This window comes from Paenibacillus sp. YIM B09110 (genome assembly GCF_037167145.1).
Taxonomy (GTDB): domain Bacteria; phylum Bacillota; class Bacilli; order Paenibacillales; family Paenibacillaceae; genus Pristimantibacillus.
On sequence record NZ_JBANSP010000004.1, the window covers coordinates 348,496 to 373,904 of the forward strand.

The following is a 25,409-nucleotide window of genomic DNA, read 5'->3' on the forward strand; positions in this document are numbered from 1 at the left end:
CCCTGTCTTAATCGTTACGGAATGGAATCGTCTCCACCGCTGTATGGCCGTCTATATCGGTAATGCGCAGTTCTGCTTCCCATGAACCCGGAGATGGCAGCTCAACCTTGCCAGCCATATATTCCGTCAGCTTGAAGCCAGGGAAGGAACTATCGTTATTCGTTTCCTTCGGCAACAGCTCCACGGTAATCGGCGCAAGATTCGGACGCTTCTGCGATGTGATCGACAAGCTGACAGCATCCGGCTCTCCCAGCTCCTCTGGCAGCCAGACCTTGAGCGACACCTCATTAGGACCAGGTCCGTTCGGCGTAATGTCCAATGTGTAATGAAGCTCTTCGCCCATTTTGTGATAATTAAGCGGCTCTGTATCAGGGGCCGGGCTGATATAAGTAAGTACGCCGACAATCAATAGAACGGCGAGCATCAATATGCCGTCCAGCTTAAGCAGCATGCCGCGAGGCATTTCCTTGCGCTTTGCGCGAACTCGCAGGAATGCTCCGACGACGACAACCGCAAGGACTAGGAGCGCTTTGGCCATAAGCAGCCACCCCCAGTTGCTGTATAGCAAATAGCGCCACGAAGGCAATAGGAACACCGTCATGATGATGCCTGTGACGGCTAGAAGAACGATCGTTATCCAAGCAACGGTAGTGAACCTAGCGGCGAACCGCCCAGCCTCCTTACGGTCCGAGAACCAATAGAGCAGGAGCAGCATAACGCCCCCTGCCCATATGGCCGAGCAGCTCAGATGAAGGAAGTTCATAATAAGGGCCAGCGCCGAATCGTCGAGCGCCAGCGTGTGTCCGCCGAAGCTCTCTGCGCCGAGCAGCAGCAGCGCCCATATCGCTTTAACAATTTCATTTTGCTTCAATATAGCGAAACCGAGAACAGCCAGCACTAGAAGCGCGATCCACGAGCGGCCGGCATTCGTCTCTGTAAAGACGCCGATGGCATCCACGCTTGTGCCGAGACTATTCATAAGGGCATTGAAGTGAATAAAGATGTACACAATGGCGGTGAGAAGCAGTGTTCTAACGGCAAGCAAGCTCCACTTGGCATGCAAACGCTGCGGATCGCTGCCAGATGCAAAAGGAAGCGCAACGGACCATAACATCGTCCCCGTTGCCGCCATCAAAGCGATATAATAGACCGCTCTAATGATATAAAGCAGCGATTGCCCTCCTGTCGCCCCGCCGGAATAACCTGACTCGGAATGCTGATGCGATGCATCAACGGACGCCGCGGCAGCTTGACCAGCCGGAAGCCATAATAATAGTGTGAAAATTAAAAGGGCAACAATTGCGAACAGGTAAAAAGCAGTCCTCGAGCTTCTCCCTGAGTTCCTATCATGTATGTTGTCGTGAGTGTGAATCATAATGTCGCTCTTGAACCATCCTTCCGTTACGCTTGTTATCACGTACAGTGTACTAAACGCAAATGAAAAGAACAATGAAACCGCCGCAGTGACACACAATGCTCACCTTTTGCAGCCCGATTGCAAGAGGGCGTATAAATTTAACTGAAATCGCCGATGCTCATAAATGATACCCATGGCGGTTGCCGTCCATTAACGGCGTAAGCTGACGCGGCTATGCTGCTAAACTTCGAATAAGGATGTGTGATTGGATGTCAGAAAAGCCTTATCAGCTCGCCCGCTTTGGCGAGCTGGCGGATGCGCTCGACTCGATTCGCAAGCTGGAACAAAAGCTTAGTGAGGATTACGGCTCAACGGTTGCGTTGGTTGCTTACGCCGAGACCGACCATTCAGACGGCAAGCGGCAAGCAGGGGAATAAGGGAATAACCGGCTAATGAGAGAGCTGCTCTCGTGTACGCCGGTTTTTTCGTTTCGGACTGCCCGTCTGTCTGAGTCTTAGTCTAAGTTCGATAATTGCAGTAACTTTAGGTGATTTGGACTGTCAACGTCATTTCCCAATGCCAATAATGGAGCAATGTTCTATCCCCTGCTAAACACCTGCACGATAATCCGGCCAATACGCCTCCTGTATTCTCGGGCAACCTCTGTCATTGCTCCAAACGTAGATCCATCCCGCCAGCTCTGGGCGATAAGCATCCCGCACCCATACCCGCTCGTAATCGTTGCGTTCCTCTATGCCGTAAAATTCCTCGAGCTCATCCATCGACGCAAGTCCCGCTCTATCGACGACGATCCACTGACCGCGTATAATACTATTGCGCTCCTTGGCATCTGCATCCCGAACGGCTGCCGGATACGAGCCGCAATCGACCAGCCGGCCGAACACATGTCCCGTTCTTGAAGCTTGTATGAAGCTTGCAACGACGTGATGATTGCTTTCGCCGGGAAGAAGCGTTCCATAAATAAATACTTGAATGCTCATAAATGCTGTTCACACCTGTCCGCACGAGTGTATTGCGTTTTTGATGCTATTATCATAAAGTTCAGTGATTGATACGACAAGCTGCAAATTAGCTAGCTCCATCCCATACTGGCAAGGAGGTTCATCAATAGTGGCTCATTCGCAACCTTATGGCGTATATGGCTACCGTTTCCAAGATTCGCCGCAGCTCCCGATCTACCAGTTGTTCGCAGTTGGACATCAGCAAATCAGTGATCCCGAGTATTCTTGGGACGGCATGAAGCGGATCGATGGACCGCTCTATTTACTCCAATATACGGTTTCGGGCTTCGGCCGATACCGTCTTGGCGATACAACCTATGAGATGGGCCCAGGCACGGCTTTCCTGGCCGAAATTCCGGGCGATCATCATTATTACCTGCCTCCCGAAAGCAACAGCTGGACATTCTATTTCGTACTCATTCGCCAAGCTAATCTGCAGCCGTTATGGCGAGAGCTTATCGATTCGATTGGTGTAACGCCTCAGCTTGAGGCCGGCAGTTCTGCCGTTCGAGCGCTGCAGAGGCTATATTCAGAAGCGCGTATGAACGGTATAAAGAACAGTTATCAGGCATCGTCGTTTGTTTATACGCTTATGATGGAGCTGCTGCAAACGAAACATAAATTTCAGAACGAGAGAGCCGCTTGGCCGAGCAGCATTCGTGATGCCGCCTTCCATATGGAATCTTCATTCGCACAGCCTGAGAGCTTGGACGAAATCGCCGCCGTTGTCGGCTTATCCAAATATTACTTTGCTCGGTTGTTTCTTCGGACGACCGGCATGTCGCCGATGGATTATGTCACGAAGCTGCGTATCGAGAAAGCAGTCGAACTGCTGCGCGGCTCGAAGCTGACGGTCGATGAAATCGCTCGAGAGGTCGGCTATGCGAACGGCAGCTACTTTAGCAAAGTGTTCCGCGGCAGAGTTGGTTTTCCGCCAGGAGACTTCAGACTGGCGAAGGAGCTTCCATCCATCGATAGACTTCGATTTGATTGAGCAATATTTTACATACGAACGCAATAAAATAGGCTAGCCACAGGCTAATGATTCGTTCTACGATATTGGCATAGAGCAATATTACGATAGAGAGGGCGATCATTGTGGTAATAAGCGCGAAGAAACATCATCAATATGCGGCAACGCCGCCGCTCGGCTGGAATAGCTGGGACTGCTACGGGGCTGCGGTTAGAGAAGAAGAAATTAGAGGCAATGCGGAATATATGGCCGAGCATCTGAAGCCATTCGGCTGGGAATATGTCGTCGTCGACATTCAATGGTACGAGCCCGGAGCGGTGTCTTCGCATTACCGCCAGTTCGTTCCGCTGGAAATGGACGAATATTCGCGGCTTATGCCTTCGGTTGAACGGTTCCCGTCTGCCGCTGGCGGACAAGGCTTCAAGCCGTTGGCTGATTACGTGCACAGCTTAGGCCTGAAGTTCGGCATCCATATCATGCGCGGCATTCCGCGCCAAGCGGCACATGCCGATACACCGGTGCTGGGAACGACGGCAACGGCCCGCCAGATCGCGCATCCGAACTCAATCTGCCCGTGGAACACCGATATGTACGGCGTTGATGCATCGAGAGACGGCGCTGCGGCGTACTACAATTCATTGTTCGACCTATACGCTTCTTGGGGCGTTGATTTCGTCAAAGTCGATGACATCGCCGCATCGCGGCTATACGGCATTCATTTGCCAGAGATCGAGCTAATCCGCTCGGCGATCGAGCAGTGCGGACGGCCGATGGTGCTCAGCCTCTCGCCAGGACCCGCGCCGCTAGAGCATGCGGAGGAGCTTGCCGCAAATGCTAATATGTGGCGGATGACCGACGATTACTGGGACATCTGGCATTTGCTCTACAATATGTTCGAGCGCTGCGAGAAATGGGCTCCGCATGTAGCGGAAGGACGCTGGCCGGACTGCGACATGCTTCCGCTCGGGCATCTCGGCATCCGATCGGTTGACGGAGGAGGTAGCGACCGCTGGACGAGATTCACGCGCGACGAGCAGGTCACGATGATGTCGCTTTGGTCGATCTTCCGTTCGCCGCTTATGTTCGGCGGCGAGCTTCGCGATAATGACGACTGGACACTGTCGCTCATTACGAACGAAGAAGTGCTGGAGCTGCATCGCAACAGCAGCGGAGCGCGGCAAGTATCGCGCGACGGTGATCGTATCGTATGGGCCTCGCAAGGCGAGAACGATACAACCTATGTCGCTTTGTTCAACGCAGGAGAAGCGTCGGACAATGTATCGGTCAGCTTGGAGCAGCTTGGTCTTTCTGCCCCCGTGCAGGGACGTGATCTGTGGAAGCGCGAGGACCTTGGAACGCTGGATCGGCTCTCCTTCCAGTTGCCACCTCACAGCTCGCTGCTGCTTAAGCTGAATTAATCGTAACATGTGCTTGCTGGCGTTACGGACTCCAGCGACACTTAACCGTCCACAAACGATCCTATTGCGGAGTTGCGGACTGAGGAGTCGTTAAATAGTCGATTTTCTGCAAAACTTGACCTTTTAGTCGCAGATAGTGTCTATACGATCCGTTACACTCCCAACTCGGCTTATAGATTGCAGTTAGCGTCACTACAGTCCGTAACAACATATTTGAGTATATAGACAGAAAGCAGCCTCACCTTTGAATGGCATCCCGTTTGTTAGACACGACTAACAATGGAGGTGCAGATCATTGGCGGCTGCTTTTTTTGCTTTGTCTCCTATTGCGGTGCGCGCAGAGCGATGCCGGCTACAAGCAAGGCACTGCTAATGCTTTGCGCGAATGCGGCTGCATGCGGGCCGTCGCCGTGCAGGCAGATCGTGCCGGCCTCGATGGGGATTTCATCGCCGCTTGCCGTATAGGCTTTGCCTTCGGTGGCCATCGAGACGGCCTGTCTGACGGCCGCTTCCGTGCTGGCCAGCAGCGCGCCCGGCTGGCTGCGCGGCGTTAATGTACCGTCCGCCAAGTACGTGCGGTCGGCGAATACTTCGGAGACAGCGCCAAGCCCTTGGCGCCTAGCCTCGTTAAGAAGCAGGCTGCCGGAGCCTCCGAAGATAAGCAGCCGTTTGTCAATATCGGCTGCGGCTTTCACAACGGCTGCAGCAATCTCTTGATCGCGTCCGGCCATGTGGTAGAGAGCGCCGTGCGGTTTTACATGGCTTAACCTTCCTCCAGCCGCTTGCACAAAGGCGGATAATGCCCCAACCTGATAAACGACGTAATCGTAAGCCTCGCTAGCGGTTATGCTCATCTCGCGTCGTCCGAAGCCGATCCGATCGGGCAAGCCCGGATGCGCGCCAATCGCAACACCTGCCGCCAGCGACTTCTCGGCAGCAAGGCGCATCGTATGAGGATCGCCTGCATGGAAGCCGCAGGCGATGTTAACGCTTGTAACATACCGAAGCAGCTCATCATCCTGGCCGAACGAATACGCGCCGAACCCTTCTCCGAAATCGCAGTTGAGATCGACGGCTTTGACGGCTGCCGACCCAGTCGTACTATCTAATCGATCGTTCATTGATGCATTCCTCTCCTGTTCCTATGGCAAGCGGCAGCGTATCGCAATTGCGAGCTGACGCAGCTCCAGCTCGCGGGCTATTGCCAGCCGCTGCGCCTCTTCAAGCGATACATGCCGGAAGCGAATCGTATCGCCGGGTTTGGCTTGGGCGAGCAGCGGCAGATCAACGCTGGCGACATGCGCAATCTTGGGGTAACCGCCGGTCGTCTGGCAATCGGCGGCTAGCACGATCGGGGCGCCGCCGGAAGGCACTTGGACGGCGCCGGGCGTTACGCCATGCGAGCTGAGCTCCGCATGGGCAGATCGTTCGAGAGGGCTGCCGTCCAAGCGGCAGCCCATACGGTCCGAGTCGGGAGCGACGCGGTAGCGCTCCCGATAAAACGCTGTTCGGGCAGCTTCGCTGAACTGCCCGAATTCGCTGCCCGGCATCGCGCGAAGCTCGATGCCGTCCTCATCGCTGCCGCCGCCATAGGCAAGCGGCTGCGCGAACCACGGCGCGGCCGCCCAGCAACCTGGGCGGGCGGCCAGCGCCGCGATCCATGCGGCTGCCCACCGCGAAGCGGCAGCCGCTCCAGCTGCGCCGCACGGCACGACGTCGCCGGCGGCAAGCCACCGCCCGCCGAGGCCGCCAAGCGCGGCGCGCGCATACGTGCTGCGGCTGCCCAGCACCTCGGGCACGCCGATGCCTCCGGCAACCGCGATATACGAGCGGCAGCCGCTCAGCGCACTTCCGAAGCGGAGCACGGCGCCGCTTCGCACGAAGACCGGCCGCCACATCGGCAGCTCTTCGCCGTCGATTGTCGGCGTCATATACGCGCCGCATACGGCGATCAGCATATCGTCCTGCGCCACCAGCTCCGGCCCGATAAGCGTCAGCTCAAGCGCCGCCGCATTCGCCTCATTGCCAACGAGCATATTGGCAAGCCGCAGCGAATAACTGTCTATCGCGCCTCCTGCCGGCAAGCCGATAGAACGATAGCCCGCCCTGCCTAAATCTTGTACCGTCGTATGTAAACCTGGCTTACTCACTCGAAAACCTGCATCTTCGGCTGCGCCAGTCGCAATATCGTGCAATCGTCCGTCGTTGCGATCTTCGCTCGGTGAATCAACGCCAGTCTGTTCATCCCTCCACGCCGCGTCCGTTACCGGCACAAATCGAACTGTATCTCCCGCCCGCAGCAAAGAAGGCTCGCTGCGCTGCTCATCGAATAGTTTCACTGGCGTGCGTCCGATCAATTGCCAACCTCCCGGCGACGCAAGCGGATAAACGCCCGTCTGCCCGCCTCCTATGCCAACCGAACCTGCCTCTACACGTAAGCGCGGGACAGCTTTGCGCGGCTGAACGAGCGACTCTGGCAATCCGATCAAATACGGAAAACCCGGCATGAAGCCAATCATCGCCACTTTATATTCGGCCTCGGCATGCCTCCTGCACATCTCATCCTCCGTCATTCCCGCATGTGCAGCCGCCTCGGCCAAATCCGGACCAAATTCGCCGCCGTAGCAGACTGGGATCTCAACTATTCTTGTGTTCACTGTTGAAACGCGCCATTCCCGGCTTATAATCTCCCGTAACCTCTGCTCGGCAAGCTGATACGGCAAAAGGTCCGTCAACCTGTTGTTCCATCCGGCAGCATCCGTCTCCCTTTCCTCCCGCCAGAGCAAATTCGGATCGTATGCCACCGTTACGCTCGTATAAGCAGGAACGATATCCAATATCCATGGTTCTCGGCTCGCACTCAACTGATAGGCAAGCGCAGCGAACTCTGTCCAATCCGCTTCAGCTCCAATCTCACTAGCTTCCAGGACAATCGCGCTGTCCCCCAGCGGATAGAAATGCAACCGTTCATCGTCCGACTTGACTTGCAGTCCAGCGAAATCCTTTTCAACCATGCCGCTCATCCTCCCGCCCGCCGCTCTTATACGGATACATCGATTTTGACATACCTTTTCGCCGTATAGCAACTGTTATTCCTATTACTCGCAAGCGGCTCCGCTTAGCTGTTTTGGTTAAACGCTTCCAAGTATGGTACACTCAAATGGAGTATTTTTCCTCATACTATGACGTTAAGTATTAGCTGCACAACCACTGAAGGAGGTCGTCTGCCCATGGCAAGCCAAACAGGAGCCATCGTACAGCAATCTTTGAATGTTTTAATGGGAGATCAGTCATTTCTGCCAAATTTGCAGGAGAAGGAACGTGAGCAAGCTTTCAAGTCGCTGGCCGCAATCCTATCCACTCCGAATAAAGTTCATAAAGCTTTTCTGAGAATTACGGTCGAAGACGGCAGCGTCGTCCGCATTCCGGCTTATCGCATTCAGCATAACGACACACTCGGCCCTTACAAAGGCGGTATCCGCTTCCATGAATCGGTGAACGAGGACGAGGTAACGAATCTCGCTGCACTTATGACGCTTAAGAACGCGCTTCACGAAGTTCCGTTCGGAGGCGGCAAAGGCGGCGTAGTCATTAACCCGCGGAAGTATTCCGTCAAAGAGCTGTATCTTATTTGCAAAAAATATGTCCAATACTTCAGCGATGTGCTTGGACCGGACAAAGACATTCCGGCACCCGATATGGGAACGGGCGAGCGCGAGATGGATTGGATGATGGCCGAATACAAGAGCATTCATCCCGGCCAGCCCTACCTCGGCAGCTTTACAGGCAAAAGCATCGTAAGCGGAGGTTCCCTTGGCCGCAGGGAAGCGACAGGCAAAGGCGTTTACTTCACGTTCCGCTACCTGCTGCACGACTTCCTGAATGAGCAGAGCGATTGGCTCGCGGGAAGCTCGAACCCGTACGCTCAGACGGCGCTTGCCCATGCGAACCGACCGCTGTCGATTGCGGTGCAGGGCTTCGGCAATGTCGGCTCTGTCGCCGCGCTTGAAGCTTACAAATGTCCGCATCTCCACAACAAGGTCGTGGCCGTCAGCGACCGCAACGTCACCTTGTTTAATGCGGAAGGCTTATCCATTCCGGTATTGATTGAGTATGCCGCCAATAACCAAGGCGATCTTCCTTCAACGCCAGAGAGCTTGAAGGAGCTTGGCATCCGTGCTGACATTCTCGAGCGCGAGGCTGTCCTTTACCTCCACGTTGACGTCCTAATGCTCGCTGCGTTGGAAGAACAGATCCGCGCCGACAATGTGTCCAAAGTGAGAGCCCGTATCGTCGTGGAAGGCGCCAATGCTCCTGTTACCGGCGAGGCCGACGACGTATTGAATGCGAACGGCACGATCGTCATTCCCGACATACTCGCCAACGCAGGCGGCGTTATCGTGTCTTATTTCGAATGGCTCCAGGGCCGCGAGACGCAATTCTACACAGAAGAAGAAGTCTACAAGCTTCTCTATGCCAAAATGCAAAAAACATTAACCGGCATACTGCCCGCTTATTTCGGCGAGCCTACGCCGCTTCGTCAAAGCTGTTACAATCATGCCGTAACGAAGCTGTCCACCTCTCTGTATCGCCAAGGCAAGCTATACTAATCGAATACGCAGCAACGATATTAAGAAGGGCTATTCCACGGCAGCCAAGTCGCCGCTTAGGAATAGCCCTCTTCTATATCAGCTTTTACTCCTGCACGTAGCGATTAATGACCTCTACAAGCAGATCGTTCAGCAGCTTCACCTCATATTCGCCGACTGCAGGCTCCAAGTGATCGCCGCCAATACCGCTATCATCCGTCAGGAACAAGTAAGTCCCCCCTGACGCGACAGCCATGAATCGGAGCAAATATTCCGTATCGACGTCTATTCCGCTTGAGGCGACGGGAATAACGCGGATACCTTGCTTCGCCGCGTCTTGTATCAACTGCTGCACTTCATCTATAATTTGCGGATCGCTGTGCGGGGGAGCATCCAGCACGAGGAACAGCAGCCTCGCCCTTGCCTCTTTACTCCATTCATGGTCATGAATCGCATCCCGCAGCGCCTGATCTACCGCCTCCGGGAAGTCACCGCCTCCGCGTGCATTTTCCTTCGTAATCCATCCGGTCACCGTATCCACATTCGTGACGAACGGATGCGGCTTCACGATATAATCATCATGCTTATCCCGGTAAAAGTTCGCGCTCAGACGGATATCCAGCTGGTTCGCATGCTCCTCGGACACTCTTCGAATGACGTCCTTCAGTTCAGCGCCCAAGTAGTTAAGCTCATCCTCCATCGAACCCGTCGTATCGACGACGAACATCACATCGACTTGATCGGACAAAGAAGCACCGCTTTCGCTGCCAAGATCAACCTTGACGACGCCTTGCTTCGTAATATCTATATTTTCTAACCGCTTGTTCTGTTGCCCGGCTCTCGCCTCGATGATGTATTCGTTCTGTCGTCTGTTCTCTTGTCCATCGAACAAGCCGGCGAATACATAAGCTCTTCCTTCAGTGTTCGTCCGAGCTTCCCAAAGCGGTTGACCGCCTTGCATCACCTTTACCTCGGCGTCGGCAACTGCCTTGCCGTTCGCAGTCACTACGACCTCAACACGGTGGAACGCTGCGAAGGACCACGCCCGCAAGCTGCTGTCGCCCTCTTGGCTATTAAGCAGATTGCCGAACCGCTCCCATGCGGCGAGATCATCCCATTCTCCCGCGGTCAACTGGCCTGCCTGAACTTCCTTGTCTTGCGAGCCATAACCGCGCTTGTCTTTGTTCTCTTTGCGATTACTAGTATCAGGCTTCGAGGACATATCCTCTTCAGAACTCGGCGCTGACGTATCGTGATCGCCTCCGTTCGCGGACTCCCCTGCTTCAGTCGCACTTTCGCTGCTGCTTCGATTACCTGTGCCTTCGTCATTTGAGCTGCTCGATGAGCAGCCGCCGAGCAGCCAGACGAGCGTCGCTATGCCTACCAGCATCGCAATCGTTTTACCAATAGACCTTCTGAACGAATGAGCATTATTCATTCCTTCAACCCCTTTTTATCTATTTGGTTATCAAACGGCCCTCGGCTTACAAATGTTGCATATTTCCGCTGATCGTTTTACAATCGGTAACAGACATGAGGCGAGTCCGCGATCGACTGCATCAGCTTCATATTCAAGGAGGACTTCCCTAATGGAAACATTCGAGCTCATCGCAATAGAAATCGCATATCAGCAGCAAACCAGACATTTATCATTCACTTCAGCAGGTCTCGTTCTCGTCAGCGATTACGGCGACCGGCTATGGTATATCGACGTCATTGGCATCGGCGAAACGGATTTGCTTGCCTGGTTCGGACAATCGGAGGACATCGGCGTTGAAGTAACGGCTGTCGCCGTTAACGGCACGACCTTCCGCGGCAAAGGTTATTTGCATCCGAACGAGCCGCATCAAGCAGCGGCAATCCGCGGTGACGGCGAACTATTCTCGCAATAATCAATTGCACACAGACTACGGCGCCTCTAACACCAGAAACCATACGTTTCGTTGGCAGCTGCTCAGACATCGCTCGGCATATTAGTTAACGATTAGCAATTTCGCTCGTTGCAGTATCTGCAACAGAATACATTGAAATGAACATTCATAAAGCGACTCGTTGTAGAAAATGCAACAGAATGTTCAGGAACGACGTTTTCATGACGACCACTAACCAATCCATTGTAAAAAGTGCAACGACGACTGGGAAGATCGTCTCCATTCGTCCATCTGTTGCAGAAAGTGCAAGCACAAGGTGAGTAGGGTAACCACGCCCAGCACTTAACAATTCAAAAAAAACCGTCCAACCAGCGTCAATTCACTGGTCGAACGGTTTTTCTTATTCTCAGAGCTTATTTGCCGTGAGCGATTTCCGGAGTCGTCAGACGGTCGTAGAAATCTACGCCTTTGTCTCTGTCTTCCGAATCACGTAGCGCCATTGCCGAGCGAGGGTGCTCGTCAAGAATGCCTGTGATCATATAAGGGATAATGTAGCCCCACTCTTCCTTCTCGCGGAGAGGAATCATGTATTTCTCGATCATATCGAGAACAGGACGGATGTTGTATTTCGTGTTTTGCAATTCGGCAACAAGCAATTCCGTATTGCAGTTGCCCGCTGCGCGGCCCATGCCGTATACGGAGGAGTCAAGCAGCTCAACGCCCTTCTCAGCAGCAAGCAGCGTGTTCGCGTAAGCTAGCTGCAGATTGTTGTGAGCATGAACGCCTAGACGTTTGTTCGGCAAGTGCTGTTGGAACTTCTGTACGAGATAAGTCATATCGTTAGGCTTCAGGCTGCCGTAAGAGTCCACGATGTACACAACATCTACAACGCTCTCGTCAATCAGCTTGAACGCTTCAATAAGCTGGTTCTCCATTACGTTGGAGAGTGCCATAATGTTAAGCGTCGTTTCGTATCCGCGGTCGTGGAATACTTTCACAAGCTCAAGCGCTTTGTCTACGTCTTGGATGTAGCAAGCGACGCGGATAAGGTCAAGCAGGCTCTCGCTGCGCGGAAGGATATCATTCTCGTCTACACGACCGATATCAACCAATGCGGACAGCTTCGTATTTCCTTTGTTCGGAATGACTTTTTTCAAGAAATCGTCGTCCAGGAAACGCCAAGGTCCTGCGCTTTCAGCGCCTTTAAGCAGCTTTGGCGAGTTTTTGTAGCCGATTTCCATATAATCGACGCCAGCTTCATTCAAGCTTTGGTACAAATATTGAACGAATTCTACGCTGAAATCCCAGTTATTCACGAGTCCGCCGTCGCGGATCGTGCAATCGACAATTTTGCAGTGGCTTGTTTTCGAATGCATGCGTTGTTGCTCCTTTGATTGTGAACATGAGTTCTTTTTTTCTTATCATCATACTTGAAATAAAGAGCGAACGCAAAATAAATTTGTCGATTTATGGTTGATTTAATCGCCTTTCCGCCTCTGCCTTCAAGCCTTCATGAAATTGCATAACAGCCGGCGTTTTCGTTTTCACACCCGCACTCTTCATATATTAGCCATCCCCTTTAATCACCTTTACGATTCAGCACTTCTGAGAAAGCTCAAGTGAATAATAGACGAATTGCCCAATTTATAAAAAGGAAAAAGGCAAAGCAGGGATCATCCTTGCTCCGCCTTCATATTCATTTTCCTCTATGTTATCTATCGCGCAATCGTCTCCGACTCTGACCCAGGCACTGACTCTTTGCTAAAGTGACCCGAACGATTGACCTTCGTCTGGAGGTATTTCTCGTTATAAACCGATGGATTGCCCCATAGCGGTACTCGGCGGGCAATGTTCATGCCAGCTTTGCGCAGCGCCTCTACTTTGCGCGGGTTGTTCGTAATGATCGCTACGCTCGCTGGGCGAAGCAGCTTCAGAACGGCAATCGCCTCGCTGTAATCGCGCGAATCGTCGGCGAATCCAAGCTCCGTATTGGCATCGACGGTATCAAGACCGTCCTCCTGGAGCAAATAGGCGATCGCCTTGCTGAACAATCCGATTCCGCGGCCCTCGTGGTTAGCCAAATAAAATAACGCGCCTGTGCCATGCTCAGTAATCATCCGCATCGATTGCTTCAATTGGAAGCCGCAGTCGCAACGCTCGCTTCCGAATATATCGCCCGTGTGGCAAATGCTGTGCATACGTATAATTGCATCACTCTCATGCTCGAAGTCGCCGTAAACAAGAACGCTGGATTGCTGCATATCTGCATATGAGAATCTATTCAAATCCTCGACAAGCTGCGATGCAGTCTTTGGTTCGCCTGCTTCCTTCCGAAGCCACGAGTACCACTGGAACATCTTCGTCTCCCCGTCCAAATTGACAGGCAGATTAATCGGGCCGACGACGTATATATCGCTCACGCCATTCTCGATCCTTCTTATTTTGTCTTTAATACGGTCTGCAATATGGGATTGAATCATTAGGCGTTTCACCTTCTCTGTAAGATTATAGGATTAGTATGAATTAAAATTGCATCGAAAGATAGCTCAAAGTTCCAAATTCATAATTTCGATATACAATTTTTGGCGCAGTTTCGGGATCGCCGCCTCCAAGCGCAATATATAGCGGCACGAAATGCTCGGCGCGCGGGACGGCCATTCGTGCATGCGGAGCAAGACTGTCGTACTTAAACAACGATTCCGTATCATGCTCGTTCATTTTCTCGATCAGCCAATCGTCGAACTCGACTGCCCAGCTCTCAGGCTCCTTCTGTCCCCATTTGACCGCTCTTAGATTATGAACGGTTACACCGCTTCCAATCAACAAAATATTTTGTGAACTCAAGCTCCGGAGTGCTTCGCCGATCCGGTATTGCTCCTCTGCGGAGCGGTATGGATTGACCGATACCTGTACGACAGGTATATCGGCAAGCGGGAACATATGCTTTAGCATCGTCCATGAGCCATGGTCAAGTCCGCGTGTTTCATCGTATGCGACCGGGATGCCTTTATCGCTAAGCAACTTGCCCACCAATGCCGCAACTTTGGTTGATCCCTTGGCCGGATACTTTACTTGATACAGTTCATCGGGAAAGCCGTAGAAGTCATAGATCGTTTCGTATTCGTCATCCTTGGAAGAGATCGTCACAGCTTCAGTCTCCCAATGGGCGGTGAAAATGACGATGGCGTCAGGCTTCATATTGGCGCCTATATGTTGTAGAAAACGGCTATATTCATTTTGCTCGACGGCCAACATTGGTGAGCCGTGCGCTAAAAATAATGGCTTCATAACGAAACGCCTCCTTAACTTTCATTCCACTCATTCACTTACTATTCGTAACTAATTATAGTTTCACAACTAATGATAGTCAAGTAATTAACGGTCAAGAAGTGTGCTTGTATAAAAACTATATAAGGGTTATACTGTGGAAGAAGACAAAAGAGGTGATACGAATGGAACAACAGACTCTTTGTCCCCGCTTCGAGAAGGGGATGGATATGTTCAGCAGGCGTTGGACCGGCCTGATCATTTATCAACTATTAGAGGGAACGCAACGTTTCTGCACGATACAGAGCGCCTTGCCGATCAGCGGCAGACTATTGTCTGAACGCTTGAAGGAGCTAGAGGCAGAAGGCATTGTCGTTCGTCACGTTTATCCAGACATCCCTGTTCGCATAGAATATTCATTAACCGATAAAGGCAAGGCGCTCGAGCCGGTCATTCGCGAAATTCAGAAATGGTCGTCAGATTGGCTGCAGCCATAACATTATGGAATAAAAAAGACATCCCCCGGTGAGCCATAGCCCGCCAGGAGGATGTCTATTTTGTTTGCCTTGCTACGATCAGCACATCCATATGACGTCCAAGCCGCAGCAGTTTGCGAACCGTATTTCCCTTCAGCCAGTTTCCTACCATTGAACGAGCCGGCTGACCGATAACGAGCTGTGTTGCTTTCGCTTGGCTAGCCGCGGTAAGCAGCGTCTCGGCTACATGCTTCTTGCTGGCCGTTAATGACGTCTCAAACTTACCTCCGAGCCGCTCGACCAGCTTCATCACCGAATCCCGTTTGGCGGCATCGCCGGGCGACCATTCGCTTCCGTCATGAACGTAATGAACGCGCCATTCCGCCTTAAGCCGATACGCCGTACGGAATCCTCGTCTGACCAGCTGCTCCGCTCCCGACCGAATATCGACGGCGACGAAAATAATCTCCCGCCTCCGAAGCTCGCCGCGCAGCGTCTGGCGGCGGTCCCATGATTCCAGTCTCTCGTCGACATCGTCGGCGACTTCACGCAGCGCTAGCTCCCGAAGGGCGATCAGATTGCCAGTCGAGAAAAAAGCGCCTAGCGCTTGCTCTACCTTTGCCATAGCGTAAATTTTCCCTTCCCGCATACGGCTCTGCAGCATTTGTGGCGTCACGTCGATCAGCTCCACTTGATCCGCCAGCCTGAGGATGGCATCAGGCACAGTCTCCCTGACCCTTACGCCGGTAAGCTGCTCCACAGCGTCGTTTAAGCTTTCAATATGCTGGATGTTCATCGTCGAGATGACGGAGATGCCATGCTCGAGCAGCTGTACGACGTCCTCATAACGCTTCTTGCGCGTGCTTCCCGGCACATTGGTATGCGCCAGCTCATCTACAAGCACGACCTCCGGATTTCTGCGTATGATGGCGTCAACATCCATCTCCTCTAAACTCGTGCCTTTATAAGGGATAACCTGTCGTTCGATAATCGGCAGCAATCCGATCTTGCCCAGCGTATCGGCGCGGCCGTGCGTCTCCACGAGACCGATCACGACGTCAACCCCCTTAGCGAGCAGCAAGTTTGCTTCGGCTAGCATCGTATACGTCTTGCCGACGCCTGGCGCCGCTCCGATATATACTTTCAGTTCCCCCCTGCGATACGATGCGATCTGCCGCTCCTTCTCTTCCATGCTGAATCTGCGGAACAGCTCCCGCTTCGAATCCCCCCGTTGCCGAACGGGCATAATTCTCTCCCCTTCATGCTCGGCAAGATCCGCCATGAGCAGCAAGTCGACTTTCTCCAATCGGCGCAGAACGCTGTCGGCAAGCGAGCCCTGCAGCAGCTGCTGCCAGCGGCTTTTCTTGGAGTGACCCATCACGATACGCGTCGCTTGACGATCTGCCGCATACTGCGCTAAGGCAGCAGGCAGCTTGCGCCTGGGAGGCTGCGGCAGCTCCTCGAAGCTTCCGTCAGCCTTCTCTGTCATCTTCATGATTGAACGTTTAATGGCCTGCTCCTCTTTGGACAACGTCTTTCCGGGAGGAACGTAGGCAGCAACAAGAAGTTCGCCGTTCAATCTTCTCGCAATTTGCCGACCCCGCCGCACATACAACGAGCCGTTCACGACATATTGGGCCGTAACGAGGATGGTCTCCGAAGCCCCGGAGGGACCGCTGAGTCCCTTTTCACCGCGATGTTTCTCCAGCATATCGTTAACGCCTTCAGCCACGAGACGCAGCGACAGCTCCCGCAGTATCGCCAGATTGCCTCGCTGCGCCATAGCCGGATGGGCGGCGTCACCGAGCAGCCCCGCTTCAAGCCGTCCGAGCATCGTTTCAGGCGAAACGTCGATGAGTCTAACCTCGTCTGCCAGTTCGAGCGTATCTGCGGGTACGGTATGGGTTGCTTGGATGTCCATCCATTTCAGCACCGTTTCGTCGATTCCGTCGAGCTCGTACACATTGATGGACGTAATGACGCTTATGCCTCTATCCAATAAAAACTTAACCTCTCCAAGCCGATCGTAGAATCGCGAGCCTGGCCGGTTTATATGGGCAAGCCCGTCTACGAGGACTACCTCGGGATTGCGCTCTACCAGCGCATCAAGATCAACGCCCCCCTGCAACAGGCTAGGCACGCACTCAAGCCCATCCGCAAGCTCTGCCGTTTCCGGTCGAAGCGGTGTCGATAACAAGCCAATGACGACGTCAATACCGTCCTTGTTCAACTGCAGGCCTTCCTGCAGCAAATGATACGTCTTTCCCGATCCGCTTACGGCTCCGATCAATATTTTAAGCCGGCCGCGGTGCAGCTTGGAGATGGTCAGCAACAGCTCCTCGGGCGTTTTTCTTTGATACGGCATAATTGCCCCTCACCTCCAGGGTGACCCTACTTGCCCACAAGTTCAGAGAGCGCCAAATTCAGCTTAAGCACGTTGACACGTTCTTCGCCAAATACGCCCAAATCCCTGCCTTCCGTATGATCGGCTACAAGCTTCTCAAGCTCGGAGACCGACACTCCCGACAGCTTGCTGATTCTCGGAATTTGAACCGTCGCCGACTGCGGCGTAATATGCGGGTCGAGCCCCGAGCCCGAATTCGTGATCAGCGCGATTGGAAGCTGATCGATCGGTACATCTGGATTATTCGCTATCCAGGCGTCGATCGAAGCTTGCGTCCGTTCAATCAATGCAGGATTGGAAGGCGCATAGTTGTTCGAGCCTGAGCCGGCTGCGTTATAATCGATACTCGACACTCGTCCTTGGAAGTAGCTCGGATCGGCGAAGCTCTGTCCGATCAGCTCCGATCCCACCACTTCGCCGCTGCTATTCTTAATTAAACTCCCATCCGCTTGTGCGGGGAAGAGCAGCTGCGCTGCTCCCGTGCTTGCGAGCGGATATAAAATGCCGCATAGGATCATGAACACGACGCTGCTGCGCAATGCTACCGTTATGATTGTCAAACCGCTTTTCGAGTTTTGTTTCTCCTCAGTCGCCATTAGGCAAGCCTTCTTTCATCTATATTCGATCAAATGTTAAACCCACAAATGCACGATCATGTCGATCAGCTTAATCCCTACGAACGGAACGATAACGCCTCCGAGTCCATAGACCAACACGTTGCGGCTCAGCAATCGCGAGGCGCTCATTGCTTTATAGGCAACGCCTTTCATGGCGAGCGGTATAAGCAGCGGTATAATAATTGCATTAAAAATCAACGCCGACAATATAGCAGACATCGGGGAGCCGAGATTCATAATATTAAGCACGCTCATCTGAGGGATAGCGAGCATGAACATAGCGGGAATGATTGCGAAATATTTAGCAATGTCATTCGCGATACTGAATGTCGTAAGCGCCCCTCTCGTCATTAGAAGCTGCTTGCCAATCGCGACTACTTCAATGATTTTGGACGGATCGGAATCCAGATCGACCATATTGGCCGCTTCCTTGGCCGCAGTTGTGCCGCTGTTCATCGCAAGGCCGACGTCGGCTTGCGCCAGAGCGGGCGCGTCATTCGTTCCGTCGCCCGTCATTGCGACCATCTTGCCCTCCGCCTGCTCTCGGCGTATGACCGCAATCTTATCTTCCGGCTTACTCTCGGCAATGAAGTCGTCAACGCCGGCTTCTCTAGCGATCGTCGCAGCCGTAAGCGGATTGTCACCCGTACACATGATGGTTTTGATCCCCATCTCGCGCAACTGGTCGAACCGCTCCTTCATGCCCGGCTTAACCGTATCCTTCAGATAGATGACGCCGAACAATTGCTTGTCGACGGCTACCGCAAGCGGTGTACCGCCAAGCGTCGCTATCGTATTCGCGATTTGATCCGTGTCGGACGGTATTTGTCCACCTTGCTCGATTACCCATTTCTTGACCGAATCGACGGCCCCTTTGCGAACGCGACGACCATCCGGCAAGTCTATTCCGCTCATGCGCGTTTCCGCTTTGAAAGGCACGAATTCTCCGCCTTCTGCGATGGAGGCGTCGTAGCTAAGTCCTTGCTTCTTCATCCATTCCAGCACGGATCTGCCTTCAGGCGTCTCGTCCTTGATGGAGCTGATCGCAGCCCATTCGGCTAAAGCCTGCTGATTGCGGCCTCCTGCCGGTATAAGCTCGCTCGCCATCCGATTACCGAACGTAATCGTTCCCGTCTTATCCAATATCATTGTATTGATGTCTCCTGCAGCCTCGACCGCTTTACCCGACATGGCAAGCACGTTGTATTGCGTAACGCGGTCCATGCCGGCAATACCGATCGCGGACAATAAGCCGCCGATCGTCGTTGGAATCAAGCATACCAGCAAAGCAATCAGCACCGGAATTTCCAAGTCGACGCCCACGTATTCCGCAATAGGCTTCAAAGTGACAACGACGATTAAAAATATGATCGTCAAGCTCGTCAGCAGCGTATTCAGCGCGATCTCATTCGGCGTTTTTTGCCGCTGGGCTCCCTCGACGAGCGCGATCATCCGATCGATGAACGATTGTCCCGGATCGCTTGTAATTCGCACCTTAATCGAGTCGCTGACTACTTTCGTGCCGCCGGTCACAGAGCTGAAGTCGCCGCCCGCCTCTTTAATAACGGGTGCCGATTCGCCTGTAATGGCCGATTCGTCTACCGATGCCAGACCTTCGATGACTTCGCCGTCGCCGGGAATCATCTCGCCTTGTGAGACGACGACGATATCGCCTTTGCGCAGCTCCGGCGAAGATACAACCGTAATCGTACTGCCAACCAGCTTATTGGCGGTCATGTCCTGCTTCGACCGTTTGAGCGAATCGGCCTGCGCTTTGCCTCGGCCCTCCGCGATTGCTTCCGCAAAGTTCGCGAACAGCAACGTAACGAACAGAATGACGAACACGGTCAGATTAAAGCCAACGTTTTGCTTGGCATCGAAATATCCGGGAAATAGGGCCATCAATAGGACGATAACCGTACCGACCTCTACAACGAACATGACCGGATTTTTCATCATAACAAGTGGATTCAATTTAATGAAGCTGTCCAGCACCGCGCGTTTGACCGCGTCGGCAGAGAGCATTTTTTGGCTATGGTTTCTACTCATCTTCGTTCACCTCATCCGTTAGCGGAGTGTCAAATGTTCGGCTATCGGTCCGAGAACGATAACCGGCAAAAATGTTAAAGCGCCAATCAGCAACACCGTACCTATCAACAGTCCAAGGAACAGCTTATTATCCGTGCGGAACGTGCCGATAGTCTCCGGAACCGGCTGCTTGCGTGCAAGCGAACCCGCTACGGCGAGCATCGCGATCATCGAAATGTAACGTCCGAAGAGCATGACAAGTCCGGTGCTAATATTCCAGAAAGGCGTATTATCGCCAAGTCCTTCGAAGCCGGAGCCGTTATTGGCAGCCGAGGACGTATACTCGTAGAGCACCTGGCTTATACCATGGAATCCCGGGTTGGTAACGGCTGCGTAACCAAGATCCGTCATGAACGCGAGAGCGGTCGGTACAAGGATAATGAACGGATGCGCGAGAATCGCGATGGCGATCAGCTTCATTTCGCGAGGCTCGATCTTCCGTCCGAGAAACTCCGGCGTCCGTCCAACCATAAGCCCGCATATAAACACAGCCAAGATAGCGTACATAAGCATATTAATTAGCCCTACGCCCTTGCCCCCGAATACGACGTTAAGCATCATTTCGGCCAGCGGCACCAGTCCGCCAAGCGGCGTAAGCGTATCGTGCATATTGTTGACCGTTCCTGTCGTCGCAGCCGCCGTCACCGTTGTGAAGAGAGCAGATTGCGCGATGCCGAATCGAACCTCTTTGCCCTCCATGCTTCCCTGCGAGGCATCGATGCCAAGCGCGGTCATTGCCGGGTTGCCCATCTTCTCGGCGCCATAAGCAACGCTAAGGAATACGAGGAACAAAGTCATCATGGCCGAAAAAATGATCCAGCCCTGCTTTTTATTTTTGGCGAATAAACCGAACGTGTAAGGCAATGCTGCCGGAAGAACCCACATGCACAAAATTTCGATGACATTCGTTAACGGATTCGGATTCTCGAACGGGTGAGCCGAGTTGACGCCGAAGAAGCCGCCGCCGTTCGTACCGAGATGCTTGATCGATTCCAACGAAGCGACCGGTCCGATCGCAATTTGCTGCACCGCGCCCTCGAATGTCTTGATCGCGATCGTCGGATCGAGTGTCTGCGGTACTTGAAGAGCAACAAGAACGAGCGTAATAATAAAGGCCAACGGAAGGAAAATTCTCGTATGGGCTTTAACAAAATCTTCGAAAAAGTTGCCTATCGTTTTTCCTTTGCTCGTAATGCCCCTTACGAACGCGATTGCGACTGAAAACCCAGTTGCAGCGGATGTGAACATCATCATCATGATGACCGCCATTTGCGAGAAATAAGACAAAGCGCTCTCGCCGCTATAATGCTGAAGGTTCGTATTGGTCATGAAACTGATAATCGTATTAAACGTTAATGTAGGCTCCATGCTCGCCATGCCGTTCGGATTAAGCGGGAGCGCATGCTGCAGCCGTAGAATCAGATAGCTGAAAGCTACCAAAATGATGTTCGTGGCGATGAAACTGAGCGCATACGTTTTCCAGCTCATACCCGCTCGATTCTTAAGTCCAATCAGCCTGTAAATGAACCGTTCAGATCCTCCATATACTTTATCGAGCCGGTTGGACTCGTTCGAGAATACGTGATATACATACGTTCCGAGCGGCTTCACAAGCAGCAGAAGAACGGCAATGACAATTAATAGCTGCAAAATATCCATCGTTGTTCCTCCTGGTTAAAATTTTTCCGGGTGAATTAAAGCATATAAGAGGTAACCGAATACGAGTACGGCAAGCGCTGCTACGATAATCATTCGCCATCGCCCCCAGTTTGCTTAATCGCTCTGTCGCACCAAGCAAGAAAACCATAAAACAATCCGAAGCAAACGATTAAAGTACCAATCATGTACAGATCCATCAAGGTAGTTCCCTCCTGCTATAGACATTTACAAAAAGTTATTTTTTCAATAGAAACCCAATTTCGCCGGTTTGCGAATGTACGATGTGATCTGCGCCAAGCCCTTTATATATGACTCTTGGATTCCAATGCGTCGTAATGACGTAGATCGATCCAGACGTCCAATCTCTGCAGCATTGTATGAACCTGCAGCTAAGCGCTAAGCTGCTCTCAAAGATGAATACATCGCCAATGATTTTTTCCGGAATCATCCAACTATTCCTGTCATTAGTATTCACGTATAAAACGTTGTTAAGTCCGTGCTTACGCAGTTGTCTTTCCTCTAGCTTGCTGTTCGTCAGGACGATGAACGGCAGTCCGCGAAATACCAATGTTTTTATGAATGCTTTGCCAGCTTCATTAAGCCCGGCAACGATAATATGCTCCTCGCCCAACCGCAATCTCCTCCGAATTTCTGAAAAAAAAGGCAACAAAAAAGAAGCCTGCGGGAAAAGAGGACCTTTCCCCGCGGGCTTCTTCGGAGGCATGGCTAAGGAAGCCATGCCGAATCGGCACTGCGATGGTTGCCTCTCTCGATTACGCTTACGAGGTTAGCTGTCGGATTCGGGCGTGAGAGTCGCCCTACGCAAGGCGCTTAAGCCTTGCGATTCACCCCATGAGCACCAATGCGGCCGACTCCATAGCGGCGCATCGCTCTTTGGTTCCCCCGTTCCCGCAGACTGCTGCGGAACTCAGCGATAAAATAGCAATTAAAACGAATCGTTGTATCATTCCTCTCTCCAAACCACGCTTACGAGGTTAGCTGTCGGATTCGGGCGGTGAGAGTCGCCCTACTTCGAAGCGGCATCCATGGTGCTGCCTCTTCGAAGATTCACCCCTGCCGTGCTGTCGGACGACTCTCACATCGTACAGACGCACCGCTTCACATTTGGTTCCCCCGCTTTCCGCTTGCCTCGCGGAAACTCAGCGATCAGTCCATCGCAACTTCATTTGCGAATCCTGTATCGAATCTTACTCCCAGCCAAATTTTATGTAAAGCAGGTCCAGCGTCCATATTGGATAATATAGGAGCTTATAGACTGATAGTTAACGTTTTCAAAAAGTTATACCTCGATATTCCTCTCTTTTTCGCCAATTATCTCTCGATTTCTAAAATTACATATAAGCCTGAATTTCGTATCCAACTCGCGCAAGCATGCTTTTTTTCAAATCTTAAATAACAGAAGTAAAACCGAGTATTCTATCGAAAAAGCCTCTTTTCATAGTTAAAATGAACGTCGCGCCTCTAATTTGCTCTTAGAGCGTCTTGTGCAACAAAATGAACCTTTTACAAATGCCTCAAATCGGTTTAGGATAGACGTCGAGCCGAAAAAGGCAAATCATTATCGCTGAATTTGTCCATAGGATAAAGCGGGGGAACCAACAAGAGCAATCGTTCGATTGTTCGAATGGGGTGAATCCGAGGCAATGCCTCGGTAGGGCAGCTCTCTAGTCCGAATCCGTCAGCTAACCTCGTAAGCGAATAGAGGAGAGAATTTCATATGTTCACACAAGCACAAATCGACGAGCCATTACCTTCTTGCACCAACGACTTCCTGGCGCTAATCATTAGAAGAATCGAGATGTTCGTCATTCCTGAATACAACGGTTATTGCGCCGGGTATCGCGTCTGTCTCCATTTAGCAACGAATAACGGATTAGGCTGGGGTGAGTTGTTCGTGAATGAAGCAGATAAACCGGCAGACTGGATCAGATGGGGCAGCATACTGCATCGTTATATAGGTGAGATACAGGCCAAGGAAAGCCCCGTTGACAATCGCATTTACGGTTTGTTCAACGACGCGCTAATTCACGTTCGGAACGACAAGAGTACGTTAAATCCGGCCATGAGTGGAGATTTACTGAAGTGCTCCGTTTCCTATATCTCACTGTTTTAAGGGTAAGTTGTCAGAATATTTAGCGAAAAGCATTTACAAATGGCGTGGATAGATTTATAATATACGGCATACTAACGCTGAATTTTTCGTTTGAAAAAGCGGGGGAACCAACGCGAGCCACTACTTGGATCAATCGATCCGCTCGCAAGGGGTGAATCCAAGGATTTGTAACCTTGGTAGGGCGTCTCTCTGTCCGAATCCGACAGCTAACCTCGTAAGCGAAATAAGGAGAGGTTTATTTATGTTGACGAAATCCGATTGTCATCTTTCTTTTCTGTCCGATCAAGAGCTTAGTGACAGTCTCACCATCACACGCATCGAGTTGTTCGTTATTCCTGCCCTCGCCGTCGACTCTTCCGGTTATCGCGTATGTCTTCGAATGCTAAGCAACAAAGGGGTCGGCTGGGGTGAATTTTTTGCGCCTGAGTCCGACAGCCAAATCGATCTGAAGCAATGGAGTGAGCCGCTGCGTCAATTCGTCGGAGCTTTCACGGATTCTGCCTCGTTGTATGACTCTCTGCTGCCGGCACATGTCGATGGAAGACTCAATGAATTGTTCTGTACCGCGATCGACGATCTTCTCGCTCATACCGACAATCCTACCTTCATCGAAGGCAATACCGAAGAGACAGTACTTAAGAACCGTTCTGTTGCCTATGTGTCCATCCATTAGCGTATTAGAATGAAGCAAGCCCGCTCCTACAGCGCGAAGGAGCGGGCTTGCTTACGTTATGGCGAGCTTATGATCCTTATGATCCGGTCGAACGATAATGGCGGACACCGATATGCCATACCGCTAGACAAGGTACCAAGAACAATACACCAGCAAGCGGCAGCAGCATATAGAACCAGTCATTGCCGTTCTGCTTTCCAAGAATATAGAGTAACGGCAAATAATTGACGCATCCGAACGGAATAATATACGTAAACAGAACTTTAACCCATCTTTCGTAAATATTCAGCGGATATTGTGCCATCTCCCTCCCTCCGTCTGTCAAAATGTTCGCGATCTCAAGCCCCTGAATCGTCCAAAAGCACATCGTTGCCATCAAGATATAGATGCCTGCGAAGATACATACGCCGCAAACGATCATCAATATAAATGTAGTTACCTTGGCCGCATTCCAATCAACCGGCAGCTTATACAGTGCCCAGCCAAGCACAATCGCGCTTTGCAGCATCCGCCCGACTCTCGTGAATTCGAATTGCGACCCAAGCACTTGCAGCACTGTGCTGCGCGGACGAACAAGCAGACGGTCGAACTCGCCTCTTCTCACGAGACCCGAGAATGCATCGAACCCCCGCGCGAAACATTCACTTAGCGAGAACGCCATATGAATAATGCCGAAGCACAACGCAACCTCGAAGAAGGTCCAGCCTTGCAGTTCCCCAAAGCGCTCAAACATAAAATACAAACCCGCGAACACCGTAACCGGTACAAAAAACTGTCCGAAGCTTAGCAGCCAGAAGGAAGCTCGATATTGCAGCTGCGACTTGAACAAAATCGATAAGTATTTGAAATAGAGTTTCATGG

Annotated in this window: 23 protein-coding genes and 4 riboswitches; of the genes, 8 read left to right on the forward strand and 15 right to left on the reverse strand. The window is 52.1% G+C overall.

The window, feature by feature from the left end:
• Nucleotides 1-7: 7 nt before the first annotated feature.
• Nucleotides 8-1,417, reverse strand: coding sequence for a copper resistance D family protein (locus tag V8F51_RS08230; RefSeq protein WP_337099690.1), 1,410 nt, complete (start codon nt 1,415-1,417; stop codon nt 8-10).
• 209 nt (nt 1,418-1,626) lie between these two features.
• Here V8F51_RS08230 and V8F51_RS08235 point away from each other — a divergent pair, with 209 nt between their 5' ends.
• Entirely contained in the window at nt 1,627-1,794 is a 168-nt protein-coding gene (locus V8F51_RS08235; protein ID WP_337099691.1) for a hypothetical protein, read from the forward strand.
• A 171-nt stretch (nt 1,795-1,965) separates the two neighbouring features.
• Here V8F51_RS08235 and V8F51_RS08240 read toward each other — a convergent pair whose 3' ends face one another.
• Nucleotides 1,966-2,358: a gamma-glutamylcyclotransferase family protein gene (locus tag V8F51_RS08240; protein WP_337099692.1), complete on the reverse strand. Its 393-nt coding sequence runs from the start codon at nt 2,356-2,358 to the stop codon at nt 1,966-1,968.
• A gap of 130 nt (nt 2,359-2,488) precedes the next feature.
• Between V8F51_RS08240 and V8F51_RS08245 the strand changes: the two genes are divergently transcribed.
• Together V8F51_RS08245 and V8F51_RS08250 are read left to right on the forward strand one after the other, a co-directional pair.
• Entirely contained in the window at nt 2,489-3,373 is an 885-nt protein-coding gene (locus V8F51_RS08245; RefSeq protein ID WP_337099693.1) for an AraC family transcriptional regulator, read from the forward strand.
• 104 nt (nt 3,374-3,477) lie between these two features.
• Entirely contained in the window at nt 3,478-4,770 is a 1,293-nt protein-coding gene (locus V8F51_RS08250) for a glycoside hydrolase family 27 protein (protein ID WP_337099694.1), read from the forward strand.
• A gap of 323 nt (nt 4,771-5,093) precedes the next feature.
• Here the strand turns inward: V8F51_RS08250 and V8F51_RS08255 are convergent, their stop codons facing one another.
• Both V8F51_RS08255 and pxpB read right to left on the reverse strand, forming a co-directional pair.
• Nucleotides 5,094-5,891, reverse strand: a complete 798-nt coding sequence (locus tag V8F51_RS08255; RefSeq protein ID WP_337099695.1) for a LamB/YcsF family protein — start codon at nt 5,889-5,891, stop codon at nt 5,094-5,096.
• Between the two features lie 21 nt (nt 5,892-5,912).
• Complete coding sequence (pxpB, locus tag V8F51_RS08260) at nt 5,913-7,784, reverse strand: 5-oxoprolinase subunit PxpB (RefSeq protein WP_337099696.1); 1,872 nt, start codon at nt 7,782-7,784, stop codon at nt 5,913-5,915.
• Nucleotides 7,785-8,000: 216 nt separating this feature from the next.
• Between pxpB and V8F51_RS08265 the strand changes: the two genes are divergently transcribed.
• Nucleotides 8,001-9,380: a Glu/Leu/Phe/Val family dehydrogenase gene (locus V8F51_RS08265; RefSeq protein ID WP_337099697.1), complete on the forward strand. Its 1,380-nt coding sequence runs from the start codon at nt 8,001-8,003 to the stop codon at nt 9,378-9,380.
• 85 nt (nt 9,381-9,465) lie between these two features.
• On the opposite strand, the gene V8F51_RS08270 is transcribed toward V8F51_RS08265, so the two are convergent.
• Nucleotides 9,466-10,797 (reverse strand): VWA domain-containing protein, encoded by a 1,332-nt coding sequence (locus tag V8F51_RS08270; RefSeq protein WP_337099698.1) that lies wholly within the window; start codon nt 10,795-10,797, stop codon nt 9,466-9,468.
• Between the two features lie 151 nt (nt 10,798-10,948).
• Here V8F51_RS08270 and V8F51_RS08275 point away from each other — a divergent pair, with 151 nt between their 5' ends.
• Nucleotides 10,949-11,251: a hypothetical protein gene (locus tag V8F51_RS08275; protein WP_337099699.1), complete on the forward strand. Its 303-nt coding sequence runs from the start codon at nt 10,949-10,951 to the stop codon at nt 11,249-11,251.
• 392 nt (nt 11,252-11,643) lie between these two features.
• Here the strand turns inward: V8F51_RS08275 and V8F51_RS08280 are convergent, their stop codons facing one another.
• From V8F51_RS08280 to V8F51_RS08290, 3 genes are all read right to left on the reverse strand, one after another.
• Entirely contained in the window at nt 11,644-12,606 is a 963-nt protein-coding gene (locus V8F51_RS08280) for an aldolase catalytic domain-containing protein (RefSeq protein WP_337099700.1), read from the reverse strand.
• 339 nt (nt 12,607-12,945) lie between these two features.
• Nucleotides 12,946-13,710 carry a GTP cyclohydrolase II gene (locus V8F51_RS08285; protein WP_337099701.1) on the reverse strand — a complete coding sequence of 255 codons (765 nt, stop codon included), beginning with the start codon at nt 13,708-13,710 and terminating at the stop codon, nt 12,946-12,948.
• Nucleotides 13,711-13,753: 43 nt separating this feature from the next.
• Nucleotides 13,754-14,518 (reverse strand): dioxygenase family protein, encoded by a 765-nt coding sequence (locus V8F51_RS08290; protein WP_337099702.1) that lies wholly within the window; start codon nt 14,516-14,518, stop codon nt 13,754-13,756.
• Between the two features lie 164 nt (nt 14,519-14,682).
• Between V8F51_RS08290 and V8F51_RS08295 the strand changes: the two genes are divergently transcribed.
• Nucleotides 14,683-14,994 carry a winged helix-turn-helix transcriptional regulator gene (locus V8F51_RS08295; protein ID WP_337099703.1) on the forward strand — a complete coding sequence of 104 codons (312 nt, stop codon included), beginning with the start codon at nt 14,683-14,685 and terminating at the stop codon, nt 14,992-14,994.
• 55 nt (nt 14,995-15,049) lie between these two features.
• Here the strand turns inward: V8F51_RS08295 and V8F51_RS08300 are convergent, their stop codons facing one another.
• From V8F51_RS08300 to V8F51_RS08320, 6 genes are all read right to left on the reverse strand, one after another.
• A complete protein-coding gene (locus tag V8F51_RS08300; RefSeq protein ID WP_337099704.1) occupies nt 15,050-17,338 on the reverse strand; it encodes a universal stress protein in 2,289 nt (762 codons plus the stop codon).
• 26 nt (nt 17,339-17,364) lie between these two features.
• The gene (gene kdpC / locus V8F51_RS08305) at nt 17,365-17,973 is read right to left on the reverse strand and encodes a potassium-transporting ATPase subunit KdpC (RefSeq protein WP_337099705.1); all 609 of its coding nucleotides are present in this window, start codon (nt 17,971-17,973) and stop codon (nt 17,365-17,367) included.
• A 36-nt stretch (nt 17,974-18,009) separates the two neighbouring features.
• Entirely contained in the window at nt 18,010-20,043 is a 2,034-nt protein-coding gene (gene kdpB / locus V8F51_RS08310) for a potassium-transporting ATPase subunit KdpB (RefSeq protein WP_337099706.1), read from the reverse strand.
• A gap of 18 nt (nt 20,044-20,061) precedes the next feature.
• A complete protein-coding gene (kdpA, locus tag V8F51_RS08315) occupies nt 20,062-21,741 on the reverse strand; it encodes a potassium-transporting ATPase subunit KdpA (RefSeq protein WP_337099707.1) in 1,680 nt (559 codons plus the stop codon).
• A 15-nt stretch (nt 21,742-21,756) separates the two neighbouring features.
• Nucleotides 21,757-21,834: a K(+)-transporting ATPase subunit F gene (kdpF, locus tag V8F51_RS31550; RefSeq protein WP_442048104.1), complete on the reverse strand. Its 78-nt coding sequence runs from the start codon at nt 21,832-21,834 to the stop codon at nt 21,757-21,759.
• Nucleotides 21,835-21,976: 142 nt separating this feature from the next.
• Complete coding sequence (locus tag V8F51_RS08320; RefSeq protein ID WP_337099708.1) at nt 21,977-22,372, reverse strand: hypothetical protein; 396 nt, start codon at nt 22,370-22,372, stop codon at nt 21,977-21,979.
• 130 nt (nt 22,373-22,502) lie between these two features.
• A riboswitch (cyclic di-AMP (ydaO/yuaA leader) is annotated at nt 22,503-22,685 on the reverse strand.
• Between the two features lie 25 nt (nt 22,686-22,710).
• A riboswitch (cyclic di-AMP (ydaO/yuaA leader) is annotated at nt 22,711-22,917 on the reverse strand.
• A 397-nt stretch (nt 22,918-23,314) separates the two neighbouring features.
• A riboswitch (cyclic di-AMP (ydaO/yuaA leader) is annotated at nt 23,315-23,474 on the forward strand.
• Between the two features lie 5 nt (nt 23,475-23,479).
• Here V8F51_RS08320 and V8F51_RS08325 point away from each other — a divergent pair.
• Together V8F51_RS08325 and V8F51_RS08330 are read left to right on the forward strand one after the other, a co-directional pair.
• Complete coding sequence (locus tag V8F51_RS08325) at nt 23,480-23,875, forward strand: hypothetical protein (protein ID WP_337099709.1); 396 nt, start codon at nt 23,480-23,482, stop codon at nt 23,873-23,875.
• 65 nt (nt 23,876-23,940) lie between these two features.
• A riboswitch (cyclic di-AMP (ydaO/yuaA leader) is annotated at nt 23,941-24,111 on the forward strand.
• A 5-nt stretch (nt 24,112-24,116) separates the two neighbouring features.
• Nucleotides 24,117-24,548 (forward strand): hypothetical protein, encoded by a 432-nt coding sequence (locus tag V8F51_RS08330; RefSeq protein WP_337099710.1) that lies wholly within the window; start codon nt 24,117-24,119, stop codon nt 24,546-24,548.
• A gap of 76 nt (nt 24,549-24,624) precedes the next feature.
• On the opposite strand, the gene V8F51_RS08335 is transcribed toward V8F51_RS08330, so the two are convergent.
• Nucleotides 24,625-25,407 carry an ABC transporter permease gene (locus V8F51_RS08335; protein ID WP_337099711.1) on the reverse strand — a complete coding sequence of 261 codons (783 nt, stop codon included), beginning with the start codon at nt 25,405-25,407 and terminating at the stop codon, nt 24,625-24,627.
• Nucleotides 25,408-25,409 lie beyond the last annotated feature (2 nt).

Excerpts from the sequence above, each read along its gene's own strand:
- V8F51_RS08235 (WP_337099691.1), top strand. The coding sequence starts at position 1,627 with ATGTCAGAAAAGCCTTATCAGCTCGCCCGCTTTGGCGAGCTGGCGGAT.
- V8F51_RS08240 (WP_337099692.1), bottom strand. The coding sequence starts at position 2,358 with ATGAGCATTCAAGTATTTATTTATGGAACGCTTCTTCCCGGCGAAAGC.
- V8F51_RS08255 (WP_337099695.1), bottom strand. The coding sequence starts at position 5,891 with ATGAACGATCGATTAGATAGTACGACTGGGTCGGCAGCCGTCAAAGCC.
- pxpB (WP_337099696.1), bottom strand. The coding sequence starts at position 7,784 with ATGGTTGAAAAGGATTTCGCTGGACTGCAAGTCAAGTCGGACGATGAA.
- V8F51_RS08265 (WP_337099697.1), top strand. The coding sequence starts at position 8,001 with ATGGCAAGCCAAACAGGAGCCATCGTACAGCAATCTTTGAATGTTTTA.
- V8F51_RS08270 (WP_337099698.1), bottom strand. The coding sequence starts at position 10,797 with ATGAATAATGCTCATTCGTTCAGAAGGTCTATTGGTAAAACGATTGCG.
- V8F51_RS08275 (WP_337099699.1), top strand. The coding sequence starts at position 10,949 with ATGGAAACATTCGAGCTCATCGCAATAGAAATCGCATATCAGCAGCAA.
- V8F51_RS08280 (WP_337099700.1), bottom strand. The coding sequence starts at position 12,606 with ATGCATTCGAAAACAAGCCACTGCAAAATTGTCGATTGCACGATCCGC.
- V8F51_RS08285 (WP_337099701.1), bottom strand. The coding sequence starts at position 13,710 with ATGATTCAATCCCATATTGCAGACCGTATTAAAGACAAAATAAGAAGG.
- V8F51_RS08290 (WP_337099702.1), bottom strand. The coding sequence starts at position 14,518 with ATGAAGCCATTATTTTTAGCGCACGGCTCACCAATGTTGGCCGTCGAG.
- V8F51_RS08295 (WP_337099703.1), top strand. The coding sequence starts at position 14,683 with ATGGAACAACAGACTCTTTGTCCCCGCTTCGAGAAGGGGATGGATATG.
- V8F51_RS08300 (WP_337099704.1), bottom strand. The coding sequence starts at position 17,338 with ATGCCGTATCAAAGAAAAACGCCCGAGGAGCTGTTGCTGACCATCTCC.
- kdpC (WP_337099705.1), bottom strand. The coding sequence starts at position 17,973 with ATGGCGACTGAGGAGAAACAAAACTCGAAAAGCGGTTTGACAATCATA.
- kdpB (WP_337099706.1), bottom strand. The coding sequence starts at position 20,043 with ATGAGTAGAAACCATAGCCAAAAAATGCTCTCTGCCGACGCGGTCAAA.
- kdpA (WP_337099707.1), bottom strand. The coding sequence starts at position 21,741 with ATGGATATTTTGCAGCTATTAATTGTCATTGCCGTTCTTCTGCTGCTT.
- kdpF (WP_442048104.1), bottom strand. The coding sequence starts at position 21,834 with ATGATTATCGTAGCAGCGCTTGCCGTACTCGTATTCGGTTACCTCTTA.
- V8F51_RS08325 (WP_337099709.1), top strand. The coding sequence starts at position 23,480 with ATGTTCACACAAGCACAAATCGACGAGCCATTACCTTCTTGCACCAAC.
- V8F51_RS08330 (WP_337099710.1), top strand. The coding sequence starts at position 24,117 with ATGTTGACGAAATCCGATTGTCATCTTTCTTTTCTGTCCGATCAAGAG.
- V8F51_RS08335 (WP_337099711.1), bottom strand. The coding sequence starts at position 25,407 with ATGAAACTCTATTTCAAATACTTATCGATTTTGTTCAAGTCGCAGCTG.